The following is a 17599-nucleotide window of genomic DNA, read 5'->3' on the forward strand; positions in this document are numbered from 1 at the left end:
GAGTCCTCAATAAGAGGGATTGGTTCCCGAAATGAACGGGAAGAGAGAAAAACAGTACTCAATAAGGCGCATTGATTCCTAAAATGAACGAGAAAAGTGCAAAAAGTACTCAATAAGGGGTATTGGTTCCCGAAATGAACAGGAAAAGTGCAAAAGAGTCCTCAAAAAGGGATATTGATTCCCGATATCAGCAGGAAAGTTAAAAGTTGTCCTCAATAGGTGAATAAAATTAACTTTTAACAAGAAAGCCACACCTATTTGAAATCAGGTGTGGCTTTCTTTTAACTGATGTTCTCTGTAAGTCTTGCGGATTTTTGTTCTTCACGAATATCGTACCAGCGCTCTTTGGCCATATCGATGATACCTGACTCAATTGTCCGATTTTGCTGTTCGATAACCTTAGAAAAATACTTTACAGCTTGCTCGGTTTGGTGGGTCCTTCGTGCTAATTCACCAATTAAGTATAAAATCCTAACTTCTGATACTTGGGTACCTTTAAAATCATCTTCCATATATGAATGTAAATAAGCATCCATTGCAAGCTTCATAAAACGCTTCTCTTGATCCGTATTTTCTAAAAGACGGTATAGCCATGCAAGTCTCATATATGTTCCTGCAACGACTATATACTTTTCTTTTTTCAATAAGCTGCAATAAATTGCTAGTTTAAAAGTTTTTATTGCATCAGTAACCTTCCTCTTCTGTCCAAAATCATGAGGGACCCATTGCGAGCATACCTTTAATTGAATTTCATCAGCTGCTCCTGGCGGAAAATAGGGAGTAAAATCATCTGTTGAGGAAAATCCGCAATGTGGACAGACATTTACATGGTATAAAATAGGATTGATCTCATCAGAGGCATAGATTGGGCAAAAATCAGTATCGTAGTTTGTCACTTTAATAAATCGAGAACGGAGCTTTTTCGTTGTAAAAGTTTTTTTGCACATTCTGCATTCACATTTTTTGTCAAAGATGGGTTCAATTTGTGTCACTGAGATCGCCTCCTTGGGTACAAAGGTTTATTTAATGCTATCTGGCTTATCGTTCATTATTACTACAATTATACTCTATTTAGGGAGAAAAGCACGAAGTTTGTTGCTGAAAAATGATTAGATCTCATTAGTTGAGGACGAGAGACATAGTGTATATACTATTAATAAGATGGATTTGATTTTTATCATTATGTGTAAGGAGGGAAATATAAAATGAGTGAAATCGTAATTTTAACAGAAGCAGCTGCTCTGCAAATAAAAGAAATGATGAAAGCCAATGAGGAGGAAAATGCTTCATTGCGTGTTTCTGTAAAGGGCGGAGGATGCAGCGGTTTATCATATGGAATGGGATTTGCACATGAAGTAGAAGAGAATGATGCTCAATTTGAACAGTATGGAATTCAAATCGTTGTTAGCAAAGAGGATGCCCCTATTCTGCAAGGAACGAAAATTGATTATAAACAATCTATGATGGGCGGCGGATTTACTATAGATAATCCCAATGCCATTGCATCTTGTGGCTGCGGATCATCATTCCGCACGGCAACTGCAGCTGGAACACCAGAAGAGTGTTAATTGGCTGATAAAGTCACCATCTTGTTCATGTCAGCGCGTAGTAAGGCAAAAAGGGTATCCAAAAATGAAATTTTGGATACCCTTTTTCGTTAATTAAACATTGATGAACTGTGTAATGGCTGGATTTTAGCCTTTGGATCGATGTAAGCCTTTGCATTATTAACAGCAGTAGGTGCTTCTCCAAAGCCGCAGGCAATCAGCTTCACTTTCCCATCATATGTACAAATATCTCCAGCAGCATAAATACCAGGAATGTTTGTTTCCATTTTTGAATTCACTACGATTGAATTCTTTTCGATTTCGAGTCCCCATTCCTTAATTGGACCAAGTGAAGAAACGAAACCATAGTTGCAAATAACTGCGTCCACATCAAGCGTTTCTTTTTCCTTATCGTTTACACCCTCAAGCACAACCCCGGAGATGCCATTGTCATTTCTGATTAGTTCAGCAGGGATATATGGTGTTTTGATTTCTACTTTTGAGTTATTAAGATTTTCAACACTATGCTCATGGGCACGGAATTTATCACGTCTATGAACGATCGTTACTTTTTCGGCGATTGGCTCAAGCATTAATGCCCAGTCAACTGCAGAATCTCCACCGCCAAATACAACGACCTTTTTTCCTGCAAATTGGTTTAAATCGTCGATAAAATAATGAAGATTCTTGCCCTCATATTGAGCAGCGCTATCAAGCTCCAGGCGACGAGGCTGGAACGCACCGTTTCCTGCAGTAATGACAACTGTTTTTGTATAATGAATTTCTTTATTTGTAGTCAATTTGAAGATGCCGTCATCTTGCTTCTCTAACTTTTCCACTGATTGTTCCAATGCAGTAGTAGGCTCAAATTTGGCCATTTGGTCTTTTAGATTATTGATTAATTCTTGTGCACGTACTTTAGGAAAACCTGCAACATCATATATGTATTTTTCAGGATAAAGGGCTGATAATTGGCCGCCAAGCTGTGGCAAGCTTTCGATGATTTTGACAGAAGCCTGTCTCATTCCCCCGTAGAAAGCAGTGAACAACCCTACAGGTCCTCCACCAATAATAGTTATATCATACACTTTTTGATCTTGTTTCACTCCGTATCCCCCCATTAATAAAGTACACATTCCATCATAAATAATAACATAAATTAATATAAAGCTCACTGTTTGGAAAAAATATTATGAAAAGGTTAAATACTCTAAACATAGCCTTGATGATGAAAAGATAGAAAAAGTGAGGAAACATAAAGGGAAAACGTATAGTCACACATGCCCTTTTAAGCTTTTTGGCTTGAAAATCAACTGGAAAAAGCATAATATGTAATGTGAGTATATTGTTAATATTTTGTGACATTTTTTCAACATTTTTTTGTCTATTTTAGTGAATTACATCACAAACTATTATCACTAAATGTACAGCGGTTTCTAAAAAAATGAAACAGTAGAAAATACTAAAAAAGGTGGAAGATACACGTTGAGAAAGGCAAAGATTGTAATTTTAGGAGCAGGTTACGGTGGTTTAATGACTGCAACTCGTTTACAAAAGGCAGTCGGAACAAATGAAGCTGAAATCGTATTAGTAAATAAGAATAGCTACCACTACGAAACAACTTGGTTACATGAAGCATCTGCTGGTACTTTACACCATGACCGCGTTAGATATGATATAAAAAATGTGATTGATTCGAATAAGGTTGATTTTATTCAAGGAACAGCTGTTGAAATTAAGACAGAGGATAAAAAGGTTATTTTAGAAAATGGGGAAATCGATTATGACTATTTAGTCGTAGCCTTAGGCGGGGAGTCTGAAACATTTGGCATTAAGGGATTAAAAGAATATGCTTACTCTATTGTAAACGTGAATGCAGCTCGTCAAATTCGAGAGCATATCGAGTATCAATTTGCTACTTATAATACAGAAGAAGAGAAGAAGGATGAGCGCTTGACCATTGTTGTTGGCGGAGCAGGGTTTACGGGAATTGAATTCCTTGGTGAATTAGGAAACCGAATTCCAGAGCTTTGCAAAGAGTATGATGTTGATTTCCAAAAGGTAAAGGTCATTTGTGTTGAAGCAGCACCAATGGTACTGCCGGGATTTGATCCGGAGCTTGTGAATTATGCAGTTGCCCATCTAGAAAAGAAGGGTGTTGAATTCCGTATTGGCACGGCTATTAAGGAAGCTACTCCTGAAGGAATCATCGTGGGAAAAGGGGAAGAGGAAGTAGAAGAAATTAAGGCAGGGACGGTTGTATGGGCAGCCGGTATTCGTGGAAATTCAATCATTGAAAAGTCAGGCTTTGAGGCCATGCGCGGACGTGTAAAGGTTCAGCCTGACCTAAGAGCGCCTGGTCATGACAATGTATTTATTATTGGCGACTCTTCCTTAGTAATAAATGAGGAAATTAATCGCCCTTACCCGCCGACAGCTCAGATTGCTATGCAGCAAGGGGAAACTTGTGCGAGAAACCTGGCTGCATTAATGCGCAATAAATCTGATTTAGAAACGTTTAAGCCAGATATTAAAGGAACGGTATGTTCACTTGGTGAAGATGATGCAATCGGTGTAGCATTTGGTAAGAAAATGATTGGGACAAAAGCTTCGTTTATGAAGAAAATGATTGATAATCGTGCATTATACATGATTGGCGGGCCTTCACTAGTATTGAAAAAAGGAAAATTTAATATTTTATAATTAACTTTAAAAAGGTCAGGCTTAGCCTGACCCTTTTTTTGTATTTTTTAAATATTTTTTAAAATTAAAAGAATGAATGAGGAAATGTAAGAAAATCCTGAATGTATGCGTTACCAGTGGACAATTTTCGTAAAATTTAGAGCTTTTAAATTTTAATAATTCTTGATATATTATCAGAAAATTCAGTTACAAAAAGGAGATGGAGAGAATGACAACAAAGAATTATGAAAAATCAAATGGATGTACGTATTGCGCAGGAAAAGGATATTTTCAGCTTCTCCTTGGCGGTTCGGAAACTTGCACATGCTGCAGCGGATCTGGAAAGAAAAAAGAATAGGAATAAATCGCTCCGCCAATGGCGGAGTTTTCCTTTCCATGGGGAGAACCCCTATTTTTATTGACTCCCCTTTACACATTAAGTACACTAAGTATTGATGTGTAAAGGGAGGAACAAAATAATGGAAATGACGATTTTCGTATTGCCTATTTCAATGCTGCTCTTTTTTGTCCTATTTTTTGGAATTGGATTTATTTTAAATATGCTATTAAGAATGTCGTGGATTATGGCTATAATCTATCCAATTATTGCTATCTTCATTATTGATAAAGTTCGTTTTATAGAATACTTTTCTAATAGTAAAGAGTCTTTTACAAGTCTTGGTTCTGAATTAACTCAGCTTGCCACTGCTGATGTTCTTATTTTATTGAGTGGTCTAGCAGGTGCAATTGGTGCCGGCATTACAATAAAAATCCTCCGTAAAAAAGGATATCAAATGTTTTAAATTCGAAATCTCTGCTTATATGCAGAGGTTTTTTATTTTATTTAGAATTTTGTAAATTAGTAGCTTTGCCCTTGGTAACAAAGGGGTTTTTATCAAAAAATGGATAGATTTATTGTTCTTGCTGGCATAATTTTTCTTCCTTTCATGAATATTTCTTTAAATCTTGGGAAATGAATATTCTTGGGAGGAGTGAAATTATAAATGATAAGAATAAAAAGTTGGACAAGGCGAATAATAATGTCAACTTTATTCATTGCGGCATTATTTACGACTTTCCAGTCTATTTCGGGAGTGGAGGCAAAATCTCTTGTTAATTATTTTAGTAATGTAGAGAGGGGCACAAACGAACAAACAGATCAAAATCATTTTGACCATACATTAAAGAAGGTTGGAGTAGCTTTTAAATTTTTAAAACGATTTGTGAATGGTGATTTGCAAATTTCTTCGAGCAAGGAAGTGTCTGGACATCCGCCTACATTAGAGGAAGCAATTGATTGGACGCAGTATCCAATTAAGACAGTTGTGGCCACAGGCTATACTGCCTATTATGAATCAACAGGCAAACATCCTGGTCATCCAAGCTTTGGGATTACATACTCGGGTGTAAAGGTTAAGAGAGATTTGTATTCAACGGTTGCAGCAGATTTAAATGTCTTTCCAATTGGAACGATTCTGTTTGTCCCTGGATATGGGTATGGGGTTGTTGCAGACAAAGGTGGAGCAATTAAAGGAAATAAAGTGGATCTTTATTATGAGACAGTGGAAGATGTATACAATAATTGGGGCAAAAAAACGCTGGATGTGTATGTTGTCGAAATGGGTGATGGCACCTTAACAGAAGAGGAACTTCATGCATTGAATGAGAATGAATCCATGCAAGTCTTCCGTCAGCAATATACTAAATCCAAACAGGAATAGTTAGAAAAAAACAGGTAGCCTAGATAAAAGAGGGCTACCTGTTTTTTATGTTCTATTTAGTGAAATAGAAAATGAAGTGCTAATGTTAAAAGAATGCCTGTTAGTCCTCCGAAAAAAACTTCAATTGGTTTATGACCGAGAAGCTCCTTCAATTCTCTCCTTTTTTCCTGTTCCGCTTTTTTCTGCCAAACCTTTGCTTCTTCTATTAGACGATTGAAATCTGCTACTAATTGATTTAAGACAATGGCTTGTTCCCCCGCTTGCCGGCGTACACCCGTTGCATCAAACATTGTAATGATGGCAAAAAGGGCTGATACAGCAAATACAGCAGAATCTAAGCCTGTTTCCAAAGCAATACCAGTGGAAAGAGCGGTTACGGCAGCAGAGTGAGAACTTGGCATCCCTCCTGTGCTAGTCAAGAGAGACCAATTAAGTTTTCTTGAAGCAATGAAATGAATTGGAACTTTGACAAATTGAGCAAAGAAGATGGCTGCAATGGCAGCCCATAAGGGGAAATTCATAAACAATTCCATGTGGAAACCACCTTTATAGCAGATTAACGGGCTGTAAGACCCCACATCAAGAAGCAGCAGGAACAATAAATTCTATGCTGGGGATCAACAGAGTCCGTAAATGCCCGGTCCGTTCAACTAACAATCAATGGGTGACAAAGAAAAACACCACTGATCACAGCTTCACTTTAACTCAGATTATCACATACCTCGTTGAAGGCAGATTGCACAGATCCAAGTAAATAAATAAGTGCTCAACTTCTATCCCGTTTGTTAAGATGATAATAATAATTCAAAGAGAGTGCAATTACTTTTTTATAAAGTTTTGTAAACAATTATACAAGGGGAGGGAATCTGTTGAAGGAGTATCCGCTTGAATATTATGATTTTTTTGTGAAGTTTAACGAAGGAGATTACTATACTTGCCATGACCTTCTGGAAGAAATGTGGATGACAGATAAAGGGAATTTATTTTTCAAAGGATTGCTGCAAATGAGTGTGTCTATCTATCATTATGAATATGGGAATGTAAAGGGGGCAAGATTAATGATGGCAGCCGCTCATGAATATTTGCAAGCTTATCGTCCAAGGCATTGGGGGCTTGATTTAGAGCATGTGTATATATTTATTGAAAAAGCTTTAGTGATTTTTCCTAAAGAAATCGATCGAGTTCCATTTGAGGAGGTAGACACACTGCCTAAATTGCCAGAATTAATTTTATTTCTAGAAGATTAGCTACTCGAAATTGTTTCCTGTTTCCTGATATAATGAAAGCATCTTTATGGGGGTGACAAAATGTTTACTGTAAAAAGAGAAATTAATTTTTTGAATGAACATGAATGTTTGATCATTGGTTTGTTTGATAAACCAAACAAATTTGAAGGCATTCTTGCACAATTAGATCAGCAATTTGAAGGGCAATTAACGGAGCTTGTCAAAAGCAGGGATCTTTCAGCTAAGAAAAAAGCAGTATCAAAAGTACATACATTTAGCCGTATTGGCGCTAAAAGATTATTTGTTGTCGGTCTTGGACGTGAAAAAGATTACTCATTTGATGTGCTGCGTGAAGCAATTGGAAAGACTTTTAAAACCGTTAAATCTTCTGCTATTCAGGAAGCTGCTGTTTATCTAGATTCTTTCCTGAGTGATGAGGTGGATACATTAGATGCAGCACATGCGATAAGTGAGGCTTTTGCTTTATCTACCTACCGTTTCGAAGGATATAAGCAAAAATCAAATGAACCGGCAAAGAATATTGAAAAGATGACTATTTATAGTGAAGCGGCAGATGAAGAAGATGTGAACGCTTCCTTAACAGTGGGGTATGCACACGGAAAAGGAACAAACTCTGCTCGTACACTTGTTAATTTGCCAGGTAATATGCTTACGGCTACAGACATGGCTAATTATGCGAAAGAACTTGCTGCTAAGTATGATTTCGAAGCGGAAATTCTTGAAAAGGAAGATATGCTTAAGCTAGGGATGGGTGCCTTACTTGCTGTGAACCAAGGTTCTACTGAACCCCCAAAAATGATTGTCTTGAAGTATCAAGGAAAAGAAGAATGGAAGGATGTCATTGGCTTAGTAGGCAAAGGCATTACCTTTGATACTGGAGGCTATTCGATTAAGTCTAAAGATGGCATTGTCGGCATGAAAACTGATATGGGAGGAGCAGCAGCTGTTCTTGGAGCCATGGAGATTATCGGTGAATTAAAACCGGAACAGAATGTTGTCGCAGTTATTCCTTCTACAGACAATATGATTAGCGGGAATGCATTTAAAGCGGATGATGTGATTACATCTATGAGCGGCAAAACGATTGAAGTATTGAATACAGATGCGGAAGGGCGACTTGTACTTGCCGATGCCGTGACATATGCCAAACATCATGGAGCAAATTATTTAGTTGATGTAGCCACTTTAACTGGTGGGGTAATCGTGGCACTTGGAACGGACACGACAGGTGCATTAACGAATAACGAGGCATTATGGGAGCAGGTTCTTGAAGCTTCTTATGAGGCTGGGGAGCCAATCTGGCGTTTGCCTATATTTGAAAAAGATAAACAAAGGGTCAGAAGCAGTAAAATTGCTGACCTAAACAATTCACCAGGCCGTGAAGGTCATGCCATTATGGGTGGTGCTTTCGTCGGAGAATTTGCAGAGGATACCCCTTGGGTCCATTTAGATATTGCTGGAACGGCTACAACTCGCAAGGAGCATGATCTTGGCCCAGCAGGAGCAACCGGGGTAATGGCTCGTACACTTGCTTTGCTAGTTGAAAGATTTGAAATCTGAAAATGAATATTATTGAAGCTCCGGAAAAATTCCGGAGCTTTTTGTGTGAATTCATTTATGAAATGGAGTCTGCAAAAAAAAGAAGCCGATTCCTCAAAAAAGCATAGAAGAAAGCAAATAAAACGTAAATTCCGCAAAAAAACGCTTGAAATTGCAAATATTAAGCTTATCAAAAACAGAATCGTTTTAAAAAGCAGCTGTTGTTCTAAACTCACCTTAGTTTTTAAAAAAGTTGACAAGAAGCGATAGAATATGATAGTTTTATACTCATATTTTAGTTCTCTACCAATTTACCAAAGTAAAGTAATGAGAGAGGGTTTTCATCATGAATGCAGTCATCATAGCCGTTTTTGTTATGCTTGTATTAAGTCTTTTACGCGTAAATGTCGTTTTATCTTTAATTGCAGGAGCGTTAGTAGGCGGCTTAGCAGGAGGCTTAAGTATAAATCAAACAATTGAGGTCTTTTCAAATGGGCTGGGAGGAAGCGCAGAGGTTGCTTTAAGCTATGCCTTGTTAGGCGGATTCGCCCTTGCTATTTCTACAACAGGTTTGCCGAACTTACTAGTGGAATGGATTCTTCAGAAAGTAGGGAAAGAAGGAGAGTCTAAGGGAAAAAGGCTTTCTAAAGCACTTATTGTTTTATCAATTTTAATTATGGCTTGTTTTTCTCAAAATGTAATTCCGATTCATATTGCTTTTATTCCAATTCTCATCCCGCCTTTATTAAAGGTAATGAATGAATTAAAGATTGACCGCCGACTGATCGCTTCAGTCCTGACATTTGGTTTAACTGCACCTTATATTTTGCTCCCTGCTGGCTTCGGGCAGATTTTCCATGAAATTCTTGCTGATAATATGAAAAGCAGCGGATTAACGGTTGACATGAGTGATATTCCAAAAGCCATGCTGATTCCGACAGCTGGACTTGCAGTCGGTCTGTTATTTGCTATTTTTATCTCATACAGAAAAACAAGAAACTATCAGCAAAGTCAAATAGGAGAAACGGAAAGAACTGAATACTCAAAAGTGGGGATCGTTTTCTCCTTTATCGCTATTATTGCTGCACTTCTTGTTCAAATTAAGTTTGATTCGATGATTTTTGGAGCTTTGACTGGAATTCTTGTTATTTATATAAGCGGTGCGGTGAAATGGCGTGAAGCAGATCAGCAATTAACTGATGGGATGAAGATGATGGCTTTTATTGGTTTCGTTATGCTGTCAGCCTTTGGATTTGCTGACGTGCTAAAAGAAACTGGAGATGTTGAAAGCCTTGTTGAACAGTCTGCGGCAGTTATTGGCGGAAGCAAATCACTTGCTGCGCTTCTTATGTTAATTGTCGGTCTTCTAGTAACGATGGGAATCGGTTCATCCTTTTCCACAATTCCAATCATTGCAACAATTTTTGTTCCACTTGCACTAGAAATTGGTTTTAGTCCTATGGCAACAATTGCGTTAGTTGGAACAGCTGCAGCACTTGGAGATGCTGGTTCACCAGCATCTGACAGCACATTGGGACCAACAGCTGGATTAAATGTAGACGGCCAGCATAATCATATTTGGGACACTTGTGTACCAACATTCCTGCATTATAATATCCCGTTAATTTTGTTTGGCTGGCTGGCCGCAATGATTTTATAGTTTTTGATGCAGCTCCTAATGTGGGAGCTGTATTTTTTTTGGATTCTTTTATAACTTTTGGATGGATGAGGAATTTAGAAACCAAATAAAGAGGTGATAAGATTTCTTCTTTTGGTTTTCTTTTTTGGTAATTCCTTATCGAAAATGAATGCATGATCAGACGGGATACGCTGATGCTCCTTATTCATCCATTCTTCAATGCATTCGATTCTCTGATTTAGCTTTTCCACTTCAGCTTGAAGCTCCTCAATTTCCCTCCGGTGCTGCAAAAGCTGGTAGGATACAACATCATCTGCTTTTTTATTTAGTCTTTGTTCGAACTCGTTTATTTTTTCTAGAAGTTTCTCATCGATCTGTTCTTTTGCAGCTGGTTTAACTACACCGATACGTGTCTTCTTTCCTTCTACTGTTACATCCTGAAGCATGACACCCTTTTTTAGCTGTTCCTGAACTTGTAATAGCAGTTGAATATCCTCATCTGTAAATGAATAATGCCCGAGTTCATTCCGTTCCATTTGGAGCTCCAGCTGCTTCACCCATCGTTGGATGGTGCTTGATGAAACCCCGAGTAACTTTGCGACAGCACTTGTATTCATCCTGAATCCTCCTTCTTATACTAAAAGCGGAAGGCGCCTTGATCACAGGGGCTTTTGACTCGAGTCCCTTGGCGCTTAAGCTAGATAAAACGAATAACTGGGGACGTTTCCCTGAAGCTTCGCTTTTAATAATGGATTCTCTGGGCAATTGCAGATTCCTTCCCGTATGACAAAACAAGTTTCATTTCGGCAAAGAAAGTGGATTTATTACAAGTTTTCCTCCGATTCTTTTTTAATAAAAAAAAGCCATACATAATAGTATGACAAGAAGAATGAATCGGATTTATTATTCTTTAATTCAAGCTGAAAAAGTCTTTAAACACTATTGCTGCATATCCCAAATACCCATGGAGAGTTTGATTGGCAGTGACTGGTTTCATTGGGGTGTACAAATAAAACATACGCATCCTCCCTTTCTCGCAGATTAACAGGCCGTAAGAATCCAAATTTATGAAAGTTGGTTAAAACAACATTCTAAATGGGGGATCCCCAGCCTGTAAGTTTTACCAACAATCAGTGGGGGATAAAGGAAAGCTCCCGCCGATTGAAGTTTCACTTTGTAAAAAATGTTTTCCCCTGCTGATTTATGCCATCATCAGCAGGGGAAGTCATGCGCCTTCTTCCATACATTAATTGGAGCGGTCAGCTAGCCAGTTTTCTAAATAACCGGGTGCTTTGCCATCCTTTGCAAGGCTTCCATGACCTCCTTCAAGAATATGGAAGGATTTATCTTTACTTGAAACAAGATCAATAATTGGCTTGATTTGTTCAATTGAAATGAGTCGATCATGACTGGCCCCAACTGCTAATAAATTTGCTGTAATATTTTTTAGCTTGGCTGGTCGATCTCCGATCCTTAAGTTTCCAGTAATAAGCTTATTTTCTTTCTCAAGGTCTACAATCATCTGTTTTATCGCTGCAGCAGATATAGGAATGTGACTGTCTGCCCAATAATTAAAACGGCTCCATTTTAAATTACGTTCTTCATCATCTGCATGACTTAAAAGGGAAAGATAAGGAGAGTACGAGATAGGCATAGTTGCAAGCTTCATCCCCCTTTTCACATATGCAGGGGGAATCATTCCCCATGCATCTAATATTTGCTCAAAATTGACCTCTTCATTTTGGAGCATTTTTACCCCTTCGCTGAAAATAGGTGTGACACTAAAATCAATTGGAGCAACAGAAATAATAAGATTTTTAATTGGTTCATCAGCTATGCTTGTATAAATAGCTGCAAACGTACCGCCCATACAAAACCCTATTAATGAAATTTCTGACGCATTTGAATGCAGCAGTGCACGTTGAACGCCTTTTTTTATATAGCGAAGAATGTAATCATCCATTGACAGATCTTTATCCTCATATCCAGGTATTCCGAAATCAAGGAGATACACCTCGAACCCGTTAGAGGTAAAAGCTTCAATTAAGCTATATTTAGGGCCAAGATCAAGAATAAATGGCTGATTAATAAGGGAGTAAATTAAAAATAGCGGTACCTTATACTTTTTGTTTTTTGAAGGGTAATGCCAAAGAGTGGCTTTGTTTTTCTTCCAAACAGCTGTTCGTGGTGTCATTCCAACTTCAGGTTCTTTGGCTGATATTGTTTGGATAAAGCCCGTCCATCTATTCAGTTTTGGAGTACTCATATTATTCCCCCGCCATTCTATTTGAAGAAAAGGAAGGACTATTTACAATTGTGTCCTTAAATTCTTCAAAGGACCGGTTTAATTGTGTGACTTGCTCTTCTAATAAGTCCAGTTTCTCTTCTGCTTGGATAAATAATTTTGTTGTGTTGGCTACGTCATTCTTTGTTGGAAAATTAAAGGGGATCGACAGGGTTTCGACTGTTTGCTGCAGCTTGCTTATGGAAGCTGCTACAAGCCGTGATTGATTGTTCAATCCTTGTAGAATGGATGGCTGATTAAGTGCATCATGAATGGAGTTGTTTAGTCCCAGCTCTACCTTCATACCAAATTTCTTGACGGCATTTAATATTTCTTGCGTGTGGTTCGTAGTCATCGTATACGCTCCTTTCTATTGTTGCTATCGCTAAGCAGGAAGCTTTTCTTTTCTTTGTCTTGCACAAGGAATGCTTTGGCATAATAAATTTATCGCACGACTAAAAACGTAGCTTTTAGGAGGAGCGACAAGCGTCATGTGGACCTCGGTCTCTTCCCTGCGGTGAGTCTACAACGAATCACTATCGTTCTTCGTGTTTCCTTTATCTCAGTCGTTAAAAAGTGATTTGACCGTTTAGCCCTAATAAGCATAAGATAGATTGCGGCGTGGCGGTAGTTTGCCACAGAGCAGTCCAGCTATGACCTCGAGTGGCTAGGAGCCGCAATTGGATTAAAACCCGCCAGTCCACGTTGCTAAAGCAGGATGCTTCCGCATTTCTATATCGCTGATATCAGTCCGCCATCTATGACGAGTATTTGACCAGTTATATAGTCTGATGCCTTTGAGGATAGGAAAATGGCTGCTCCTTTAAGATCCTGATCAGTGCCAAAGCGGCCAGCAGGAATTCTTTGCATGATTATATGGCTTGTTTGATCAAATGCCTTTGTTTTTTTACTAGGAAAAAACCCTGGAGCTATGGCGTTCACTTGAATATTATGCTGTGCTAGCTTAACTGCTAAATCTTTTGTTAATGCATTAACAGCTCCTTTACTCGTGCTATAAGCAATCGCGTCTAGGAAAGCAGGGTGCGTTCCTTTAATTCCAGTTATGGATGAAATATTGATGATTTTTCCGTTTCCTTGCTGAGCCATTATCTTCCCAGCTGCCTGCGAAAATAGGAACATTCCTTTTAAATTCACATTCATCACTTTATCCCATTGATCAGCTGTTATTTCTAGTGTAGGCGCAATCCATGAGGTGCCGCTATTGTTAATAAGAATGTCAATCGTGCCAAAGTGCTGAACCGTTTGATCTATTACTGCCTGAATATCTGCTTGATTTGTAATATCACATTGCAGTGCTATTGATTGGACTCCTTTATTTACTAGCTGTTCACTAATGTTTTTGCAGTCTTCGAGATTCCTAGAGCAGATGACTATATTTGCTCCTGCTTCTGCCAGTGCATTAGCCATATGTTCTCCAAGCCCTTTTCCTCCGCCTGTTATAATGGCTGTTTTATTCTGCAAATGAAATAGATCCATTACATCCAAATCATATCCCTCCTTCTACTCGTCTTTCGAGAAAATGTCTTCGTTATAGTATAGACAAGCATAAGAAGAAGGGTGTCAAAAATGAATCGTTTGCCCGGTAATATCGCAATTGGATGGCTTGTCATACAATTGTGTGGATTTTGAAAATAAAGAGGAATGGTGTTGATTATTCTAATTCTTCTTATTATACTTAGGGTAGTTTTGATAATAAAAGAGTTGTATAGAAAGGGGAACATTGTATGATTATCGGAGTGCCTAAGGAAATAAAGAATAATGAGAACCGTGTAGCAGCAACCCCTGCTAGCGTGTATACATTAGTTAAGGCAGGACATCAAGTTTTAGTAGAAACAGATGCAGGTCTTGGAAGCGGTTTCACAAATGAAGATTATAAGGAAGTTGGAGCAGAAATCGTTCCTTCAGCAAAAGAGGCTTGGGCTGCAGAAATGGTTATGAAGGTAAAGGAGCCCCTTGAATCAGAATATACATATTTCCGTGAAGGACTAGTGCTTTTCACATACTTACACTTAGCAGCTGAGCCTGAACTTGCAAAGGCTTTAGTTGAAAAAGGTGTTACTGCAATTGCATATGAAACAGTAGAAGTTAATCGTACATTGCCATTGCTTACACCTATGAGTGAAGTGGCTGGACGTATGGCTACTCAAATTGGCGCACAATTTTTGCAAAAAACAAATGGCGGCAAAGGGATATTGCTAGCTGGTGTTCCTGGCGTTTCACGCGGCAAGGTAACAATTGTCGGAGGAGGTGTTGTTGGTATTAATGCGGCTAAAATGGCAATCGGCTTAGGCGCTGATGTGACAATTATTGATTTAAGCCCAGAGCGTCTTCGCCAGCTTGATGATATTTTTGGAAACAGCATTCAAACCTTAATGTCTAATCCATTCAATATTGCTGAAGCAGTGAAGGAAAGTGATCTTGTAGTTGGCGCTGTCCTTATTCCAGGAGCTAAGGCTCCGAAGCTTGTTACAGAAGAAATGGTTAAGACAATGTCCCCGGGTTCAGTTGTCATTGATGTGGCAGTTGACCAAGGTGGAATTTTTGAAACAGTAGATCATATTACAACACATGATAATCCAACATACGAAAAGCATGGTGTTGTTCACTATGCAGTTGCAAACATGCCTGGTGCAGTTCCAAGAACATCTACAATTGCATTAACAAATGTAACGATTCCTTATGCATTGCAAATTGCAAACAAAGGTGTCAAGAAAGCAATTGATGAAAATCCTGCATTAAAGCTTGGTGTGAACGTTGTAAACGGCAGCATTACATATGAGGCAGTTGCAAGAGATCTTGGATATGATTATGTAACAGTGGACTTGGCATTTGAAAATGCTGCAGCAGCAAAATAATTAAGGAATCCCTTTGGCAAACAGTCAAAGGGGTTTTTTTGTGGATCATCAATTGACATTTGCGTCGAATATTTATATAATTTCAAAAAATAGTCAAACTTTGATGAGGAATAGTAAACTGTGTACTGTTTATTTCAGAGAGGGAGCCAATTGCTGAAAGGATCCTATAAACACCCATTTGAACCTGCCTCTGAGTTCTGTATCAATTAAAGATTACAGCGGGTTTACATCCCGTTATCATGTATTGAGTGTAAAGCTTTGCTTTAAATTAGGGTGGTACCGCCAATTGATTGGTCCCTATTTTTTTGCAGAGCTTTTTTATTTTAGGTTCTTTCTAATAGATTATTGCTATTAAGTAGAATGTGTATATAAATAAGGTTGGTTGATTGAAGCGGAAGGTGCGAGACTCCAGCGGGAGGAGTGGGACAGTTGAGACCCCGCAGGCGCAGCGCGCCGAGGAGGCTCAACGCCCACCCCGCGGAAAGCGAGCATCCTGGAGCGGAAATCTACCCTGCACACTTATACTTTAATTAGCAATATTGATTGTGAATACAAACTTATTTTATAAAAAAGCGAGGTGGCTGAAGTGGGAAAAGAGTTTGTAAAAGACATTACTGCAATGGATGTTGATTTTGCCCAGTGGTACACAGATGTTGTTACAAAAGCAGATTTGATTGATTATTCTAGCGTTCGCGGTTCAATGATTATCCGTCCTTATGGATATGCGTTATGGGAAAATATCAAAAATGAGTTAGATAGTCGTATTAAAGAGACTGGGCATGAAAATGTTTATATGCCGCTATTTATCCCGGAAAGCCTTCTTCAAAAGGAAAAGGATCATATAGAGGGATTTGCTCCAGAAGTAGCATGGGTAACCCATGGCGGCGAGGAGGAATTAGCAGAACGTTGGTGTGTAAGACCAACATCTGAGGTGTTATTCTGTGAGCACTATAAAAACATTATTCACTCATATCGTGACTTGCCTAAACTGTACAATCAATGGGCAAATGTGGTGAGATGGGAGAAAACGACACGTCCTTTCCTCCGTACACTAGAGTTTTTATGGCAAGAAGGACATACTTGCCATGCGACAGATGAAGAAGCACATGAAGAAACTGTCAGAATGCTAGACGTGTATGCGGATGTTTGTGAGAATGTACTGGCTATTCCTGTGGTTAAGGGACAAAAAACGGATAAAGAAAAATTTGCCGGTGCGAAATATACGTATACAATAGAAAGCTTGATGCATGATGGAAAAGCGTTGCAGTCAGGAACCTCCCATCATTTAGGTGATGGATTTGCAAAAGCCTTTGGCATTCAGTTTACAGATAAAGATGGGGCATTACAGCATGTACAGCAAACATCATGGGGCTTTACGACACGCATTATTGGTGCAATGATTATGGTCCACGGGGATGACAGAGGACTAGTAATTCCTCCAAAGGCAGCTCCAACTCAAGTAATGATTGTCCCAATTGCTCAGCATAAAGAAGGTGTTCTTGATTATGCTTATGAGTTGAAGAAAACATTAGCCCGTGTTGCACGCGTAGACATTGACGGAAGTGACAAAAAGCCAGGCTGGAAATTTAATGAGTATGAAATGAAGGGCGTTCCATTACGGCTAGAGGTGGGTCCAAAAGATATTGAAAACAATCAGGTCGTATTGGTGAGAAGGGATACGGGGGAAAAAACGATAGTTTTAACAGATCATTTGGAAGAAAAAATTACTGAAATTCTCAAAGATATACAAAGACATCTTTTCGAAAAGGCCAAAGCCCTTCGTGAAGAAAAAACGTATATGGCTCAGAATTTTAGCGAATTGAAAGAAATTTTCGCGGAAAAGACAGGATTTGTAAAAGCGATGTGGTGTGGAGACAGAAGCTGTGAGGATCAGATAAAAGAAGAAACAGGTGCAACTTCAAGATGTATGCCTTTCAATCAAGAGGCGATTTCAACAGAATGCGTATGCTGTGGAAAAGCAGCTAAGAAGCAAGTTTATTGGGCAAAAGCCTATTAATATTTAGGTAACCCTCCATAGGAAACCGCACATTGTGTACATAAAGC

General features: G+C 38.7%; 17 protein-coding genes and 1 other annotated feature. Of the genes, 10 read left to right on the plus strand and 7 right to left on the minus strand.

Features of this window, described 5'->3' with window-relative positions; genetic code table 11:
- Window positions 1-281: 281 nt before the first annotated feature.
- Window positions 282-992 (minus strand): DUF2225 domain-containing protein, encoded by a 711-nt coding sequence (locus ASU02_RS23845; protein ID WP_057767924.1) that lies wholly within the window; start codon window positions 990-992, stop codon window positions 282-284.
- A 213-nt stretch (window positions 993-1205) separates the two neighbouring features.
- Here ASU02_RS23845 and ASU02_RS23850 point away from each other — a divergent pair, with 213 nt between their 5' ends.
- Complete coding sequence (locus tag ASU02_RS23850) at window positions 1206-1568, plus strand: HesB/IscA family protein (RefSeq protein WP_057767925.1); 363 nt, start codon at window positions 1206-1208, stop codon at window positions 1566-1568.
- A gap of 89 nt (window positions 1569-1657) precedes the next feature.
- Here ASU02_RS23850 and ASU02_RS23855 read toward each other — a convergent pair whose 3' ends face one another.
- Window positions 1658-2653 carry an NAD(P)/FAD-dependent oxidoreductase gene (locus tag ASU02_RS23855; RefSeq protein WP_057767926.1) on the minus strand — a complete coding sequence of 332 codons (996 nt, stop codon included), beginning with the start codon at window positions 2651-2653 and terminating at the stop codon, window positions 1658-1660.
- Between the two features lie 379 nt (window positions 2654-3032).
- On the opposite strand from ASU02_RS23855, the gene ASU02_RS23860 reads away from it, so the two are divergent.
- The 4 genes from ASU02_RS23860 to ASU02_RS23870 all read left to right on the plus strand — a co-directional run bounded on the left by ASU02_RS23860 (window position 3033) and on the right by ASU02_RS23870 (window position 5950).
- Window positions 3033-4250, plus strand: coding sequence for an NAD(P)/FAD-dependent oxidoreductase (locus ASU02_RS23860; protein ID WP_057767927.1), 1218 nt, complete (start codon window positions 3033-3035; stop codon window positions 4248-4250).
- A gap of 208 nt (window positions 4251-4458) precedes the next feature.
- Window positions 4459-4587, plus strand: a complete 129-nt coding sequence (locus ASU02_RS26765) for a YuiA family protein (protein ID WP_165571522.1) — start codon at window positions 4459-4461, stop codon at window positions 4585-4587.
- A 121-nt stretch (window positions 4588-4708) separates the two neighbouring features.
- Complete coding sequence (locus ASU02_RS23865; protein ID WP_057767928.1) at window positions 4709-5032, plus strand: YuiB family protein; 324 nt, start codon at window positions 4709-4711, stop codon at window positions 5030-5032.
- 201 nt (window positions 5033-5233) lie between these two features.
- Window positions 5234-5950, plus strand: coding sequence for a 3D domain-containing protein (locus tag ASU02_RS23870; protein ID WP_057767929.1), 717 nt, complete (start codon window positions 5234-5236; stop codon window positions 5948-5950).
- A gap of 56 nt (window positions 5951-6006) precedes the next feature.
- Here ASU02_RS23870 and ASU02_RS23875 read toward each other — a convergent pair whose 3' ends face one another.
- Entirely contained in the window at window positions 6007-6483 is a 477-nt protein-coding gene (locus tag ASU02_RS23875) for a divergent PAP2 family protein (RefSeq protein WP_057767930.1), read from the minus strand.
- Between the two features lie 336 nt (window positions 6484-6819).
- Here ASU02_RS23875 and ASU02_RS23880 point away from each other — a divergent pair, with 336 nt between their 5' ends.
- From ASU02_RS23880 to ASU02_RS23895, 3 genes are all read left to right on the plus strand, one after another.
- Window positions 6820-7197 carry a DUF309 domain-containing protein gene (locus tag ASU02_RS23880; RefSeq protein WP_057767931.1) on the plus strand — a complete coding sequence of 126 codons (378 nt, stop codon included), beginning with the start codon at window positions 6820-6822 and terminating at the stop codon, window positions 7195-7197.
- A 60-nt stretch (window positions 7198-7257) separates the two neighbouring features.
- Window positions 7258-8757, plus strand: a complete 1500-nt coding sequence (locus ASU02_RS23885; RefSeq protein WP_057767932.1) for a leucyl aminopeptidase — start codon at window positions 7258-7260, stop codon at window positions 8755-8757.
- A 325-nt stretch (window positions 8758-9082) separates the two neighbouring features.
- Complete coding sequence (locus ASU02_RS23895) at window positions 9083-10396, plus strand: Na+/H+ antiporter family protein (protein ID WP_057767934.1); 1314 nt, start codon at window positions 9083-9085, stop codon at window positions 10394-10396.
- Between the two features lie 74 nt (window positions 10397-10470).
- On the opposite strand, the gene ASU02_RS23900 is transcribed toward ASU02_RS23895, so the two are convergent.
- The 4 genes from ASU02_RS23900 to ASU02_RS23915 all read right to left on the minus strand — a co-directional run bounded on the left by ASU02_RS23900 (window position 10471) and on the right by ASU02_RS23915 (window position 14165).
- Window positions 10471-10992, minus strand: coding sequence for a MerR family transcriptional regulator (locus ASU02_RS23900; RefSeq protein WP_057767935.1), 522 nt, complete (start codon window positions 10990-10992; stop codon window positions 10471-10473).
- 629 nt (window positions 10993-11621) lie between these two features.
- Complete coding sequence (locus ASU02_RS23905) at window positions 11622-12641, minus strand: alpha/beta fold hydrolase (protein ID WP_057767936.1); 1020 nt, start codon at window positions 12639-12641, stop codon at window positions 11622-11624.
- Between the two features lies 1 nt (window position 12642).
- Window positions 12643-13014, minus strand: a complete 372-nt coding sequence (locus ASU02_RS23910; RefSeq protein WP_057767937.1) for a hypothetical protein — start codon at window positions 13012-13014, stop codon at window positions 12643-12645.
- Window positions 13015-13391: 377 nt separating this feature from the next.
- Window positions 13392-14165, minus strand: a complete 774-nt coding sequence (locus ASU02_RS23915) for a glucose 1-dehydrogenase (protein WP_057767938.1) — start codon at window positions 14163-14165, stop codon at window positions 13392-13394.
- Window positions 14166-14404: 239 nt separating this feature from the next.
- Between ASU02_RS23915 and ald the strand changes: the two genes are divergently transcribed.
- Window positions 14405-15535, plus strand: coding sequence for an alanine dehydrogenase (gene ald, locus ASU02_RS23920; protein ID WP_057767939.1), 1131 nt, complete (start codon window positions 14405-14407; stop codon window positions 15533-15535).
- A 91-nt stretch (window positions 15536-15626) separates the two neighbouring features.
- Window positions 15627-15837 (plus strand) — a binding site (T-box leader).
- A 275-nt stretch (window positions 15838-16112) separates the two neighbouring features.
- Window positions 16113-17552 (plus strand): proline--tRNA ligase, encoded by a 1440-nt coding sequence (gene proS / locus ASU02_RS23925; protein WP_408607310.1) that lies wholly within the window; start codon window positions 16113-16115, stop codon window positions 17550-17552.
- Window positions 17553-17599: the final 47 nt, after the last annotated feature.

The organism is Cytobacillus praedii (genome assembly GCF_001439605.1).
In the GTDB taxonomy this organism is placed as follows: Bacteria; Bacillota; Bacilli; order Bacillales; family Cytobacillaceae; genus Cytobacillus; species Cytobacillus praedii.

Bases quoted from the DNA above. Each gene is read 5' to 3' on its own strand.
- ASU02_RS23870 (WP_057767929.1), top strand. From the start codon at position 5,234: ATGATAAGAATAAAAAGTTGGACAAGGCGAATAATAATGTCAACTTTA.
- ASU02_RS23875 (WP_057767930.1), bottom strand. From the start codon at position 6,483: ATGGAATTGTTTATGAATTTCCCCTTATGGGCTGCCATTGCAGCCATC.
- ASU02_RS23865 (WP_057767928.1), top strand. From the start codon at position 4,709: ATGGAAATGACGATTTTCGTATTGCCTATTTCAATGCTGCTCTTTTTT.
- ASU02_RS23900 (WP_057767935.1), bottom strand. From the start codon at position 10,992: ATGAATACAAGTGCTGTCGCAAAGTTACTCGGGGTTTCATCAAGCACC.
- ASU02_RS23905 (WP_057767936.1), bottom strand. From the start codon at position 12,641: ATGAGTACTCCAAAACTGAATAGATGGACGGGCTTTATCCAAACAATA.
- ald (WP_057767939.1), top strand. From the start codon at position 14,405: ATGATTATCGGAGTGCCTAAGGAAATAAAGAATAATGAGAACCGTGTA.
- ASU02_RS23850 (WP_057767925.1), top strand. From the start codon at position 1,206: ATGAGTGAAATCGTAATTTTAACAGAAGCAGCTGCTCTGCAAATAAAA.
- ASU02_RS23895 (WP_057767934.1), top strand. From the start codon at position 9,083: ATGAATGCAGTCATCATAGCCGTTTTTGTTATGCTTGTATTAAGTCTT.
- ASU02_RS23885 (WP_057767932.1), top strand. From the start codon at position 7,258: ATGTTTACTGTAAAAAGAGAAATTAATTTTTTGAATGAACATGAATGT.
- ASU02_RS23910 (WP_057767937.1), bottom strand. From the start codon at position 13,014: ATGACTACGAACCACACGCAAGAAATATTAAATGCCGTCAAGAAATTT.
- ASU02_RS26765 (WP_165571522.1), top strand. From the start codon at position 4,459: ATGACAACAAAGAATTATGAAAAATCAAATGGATGTACGTATTGCGCA.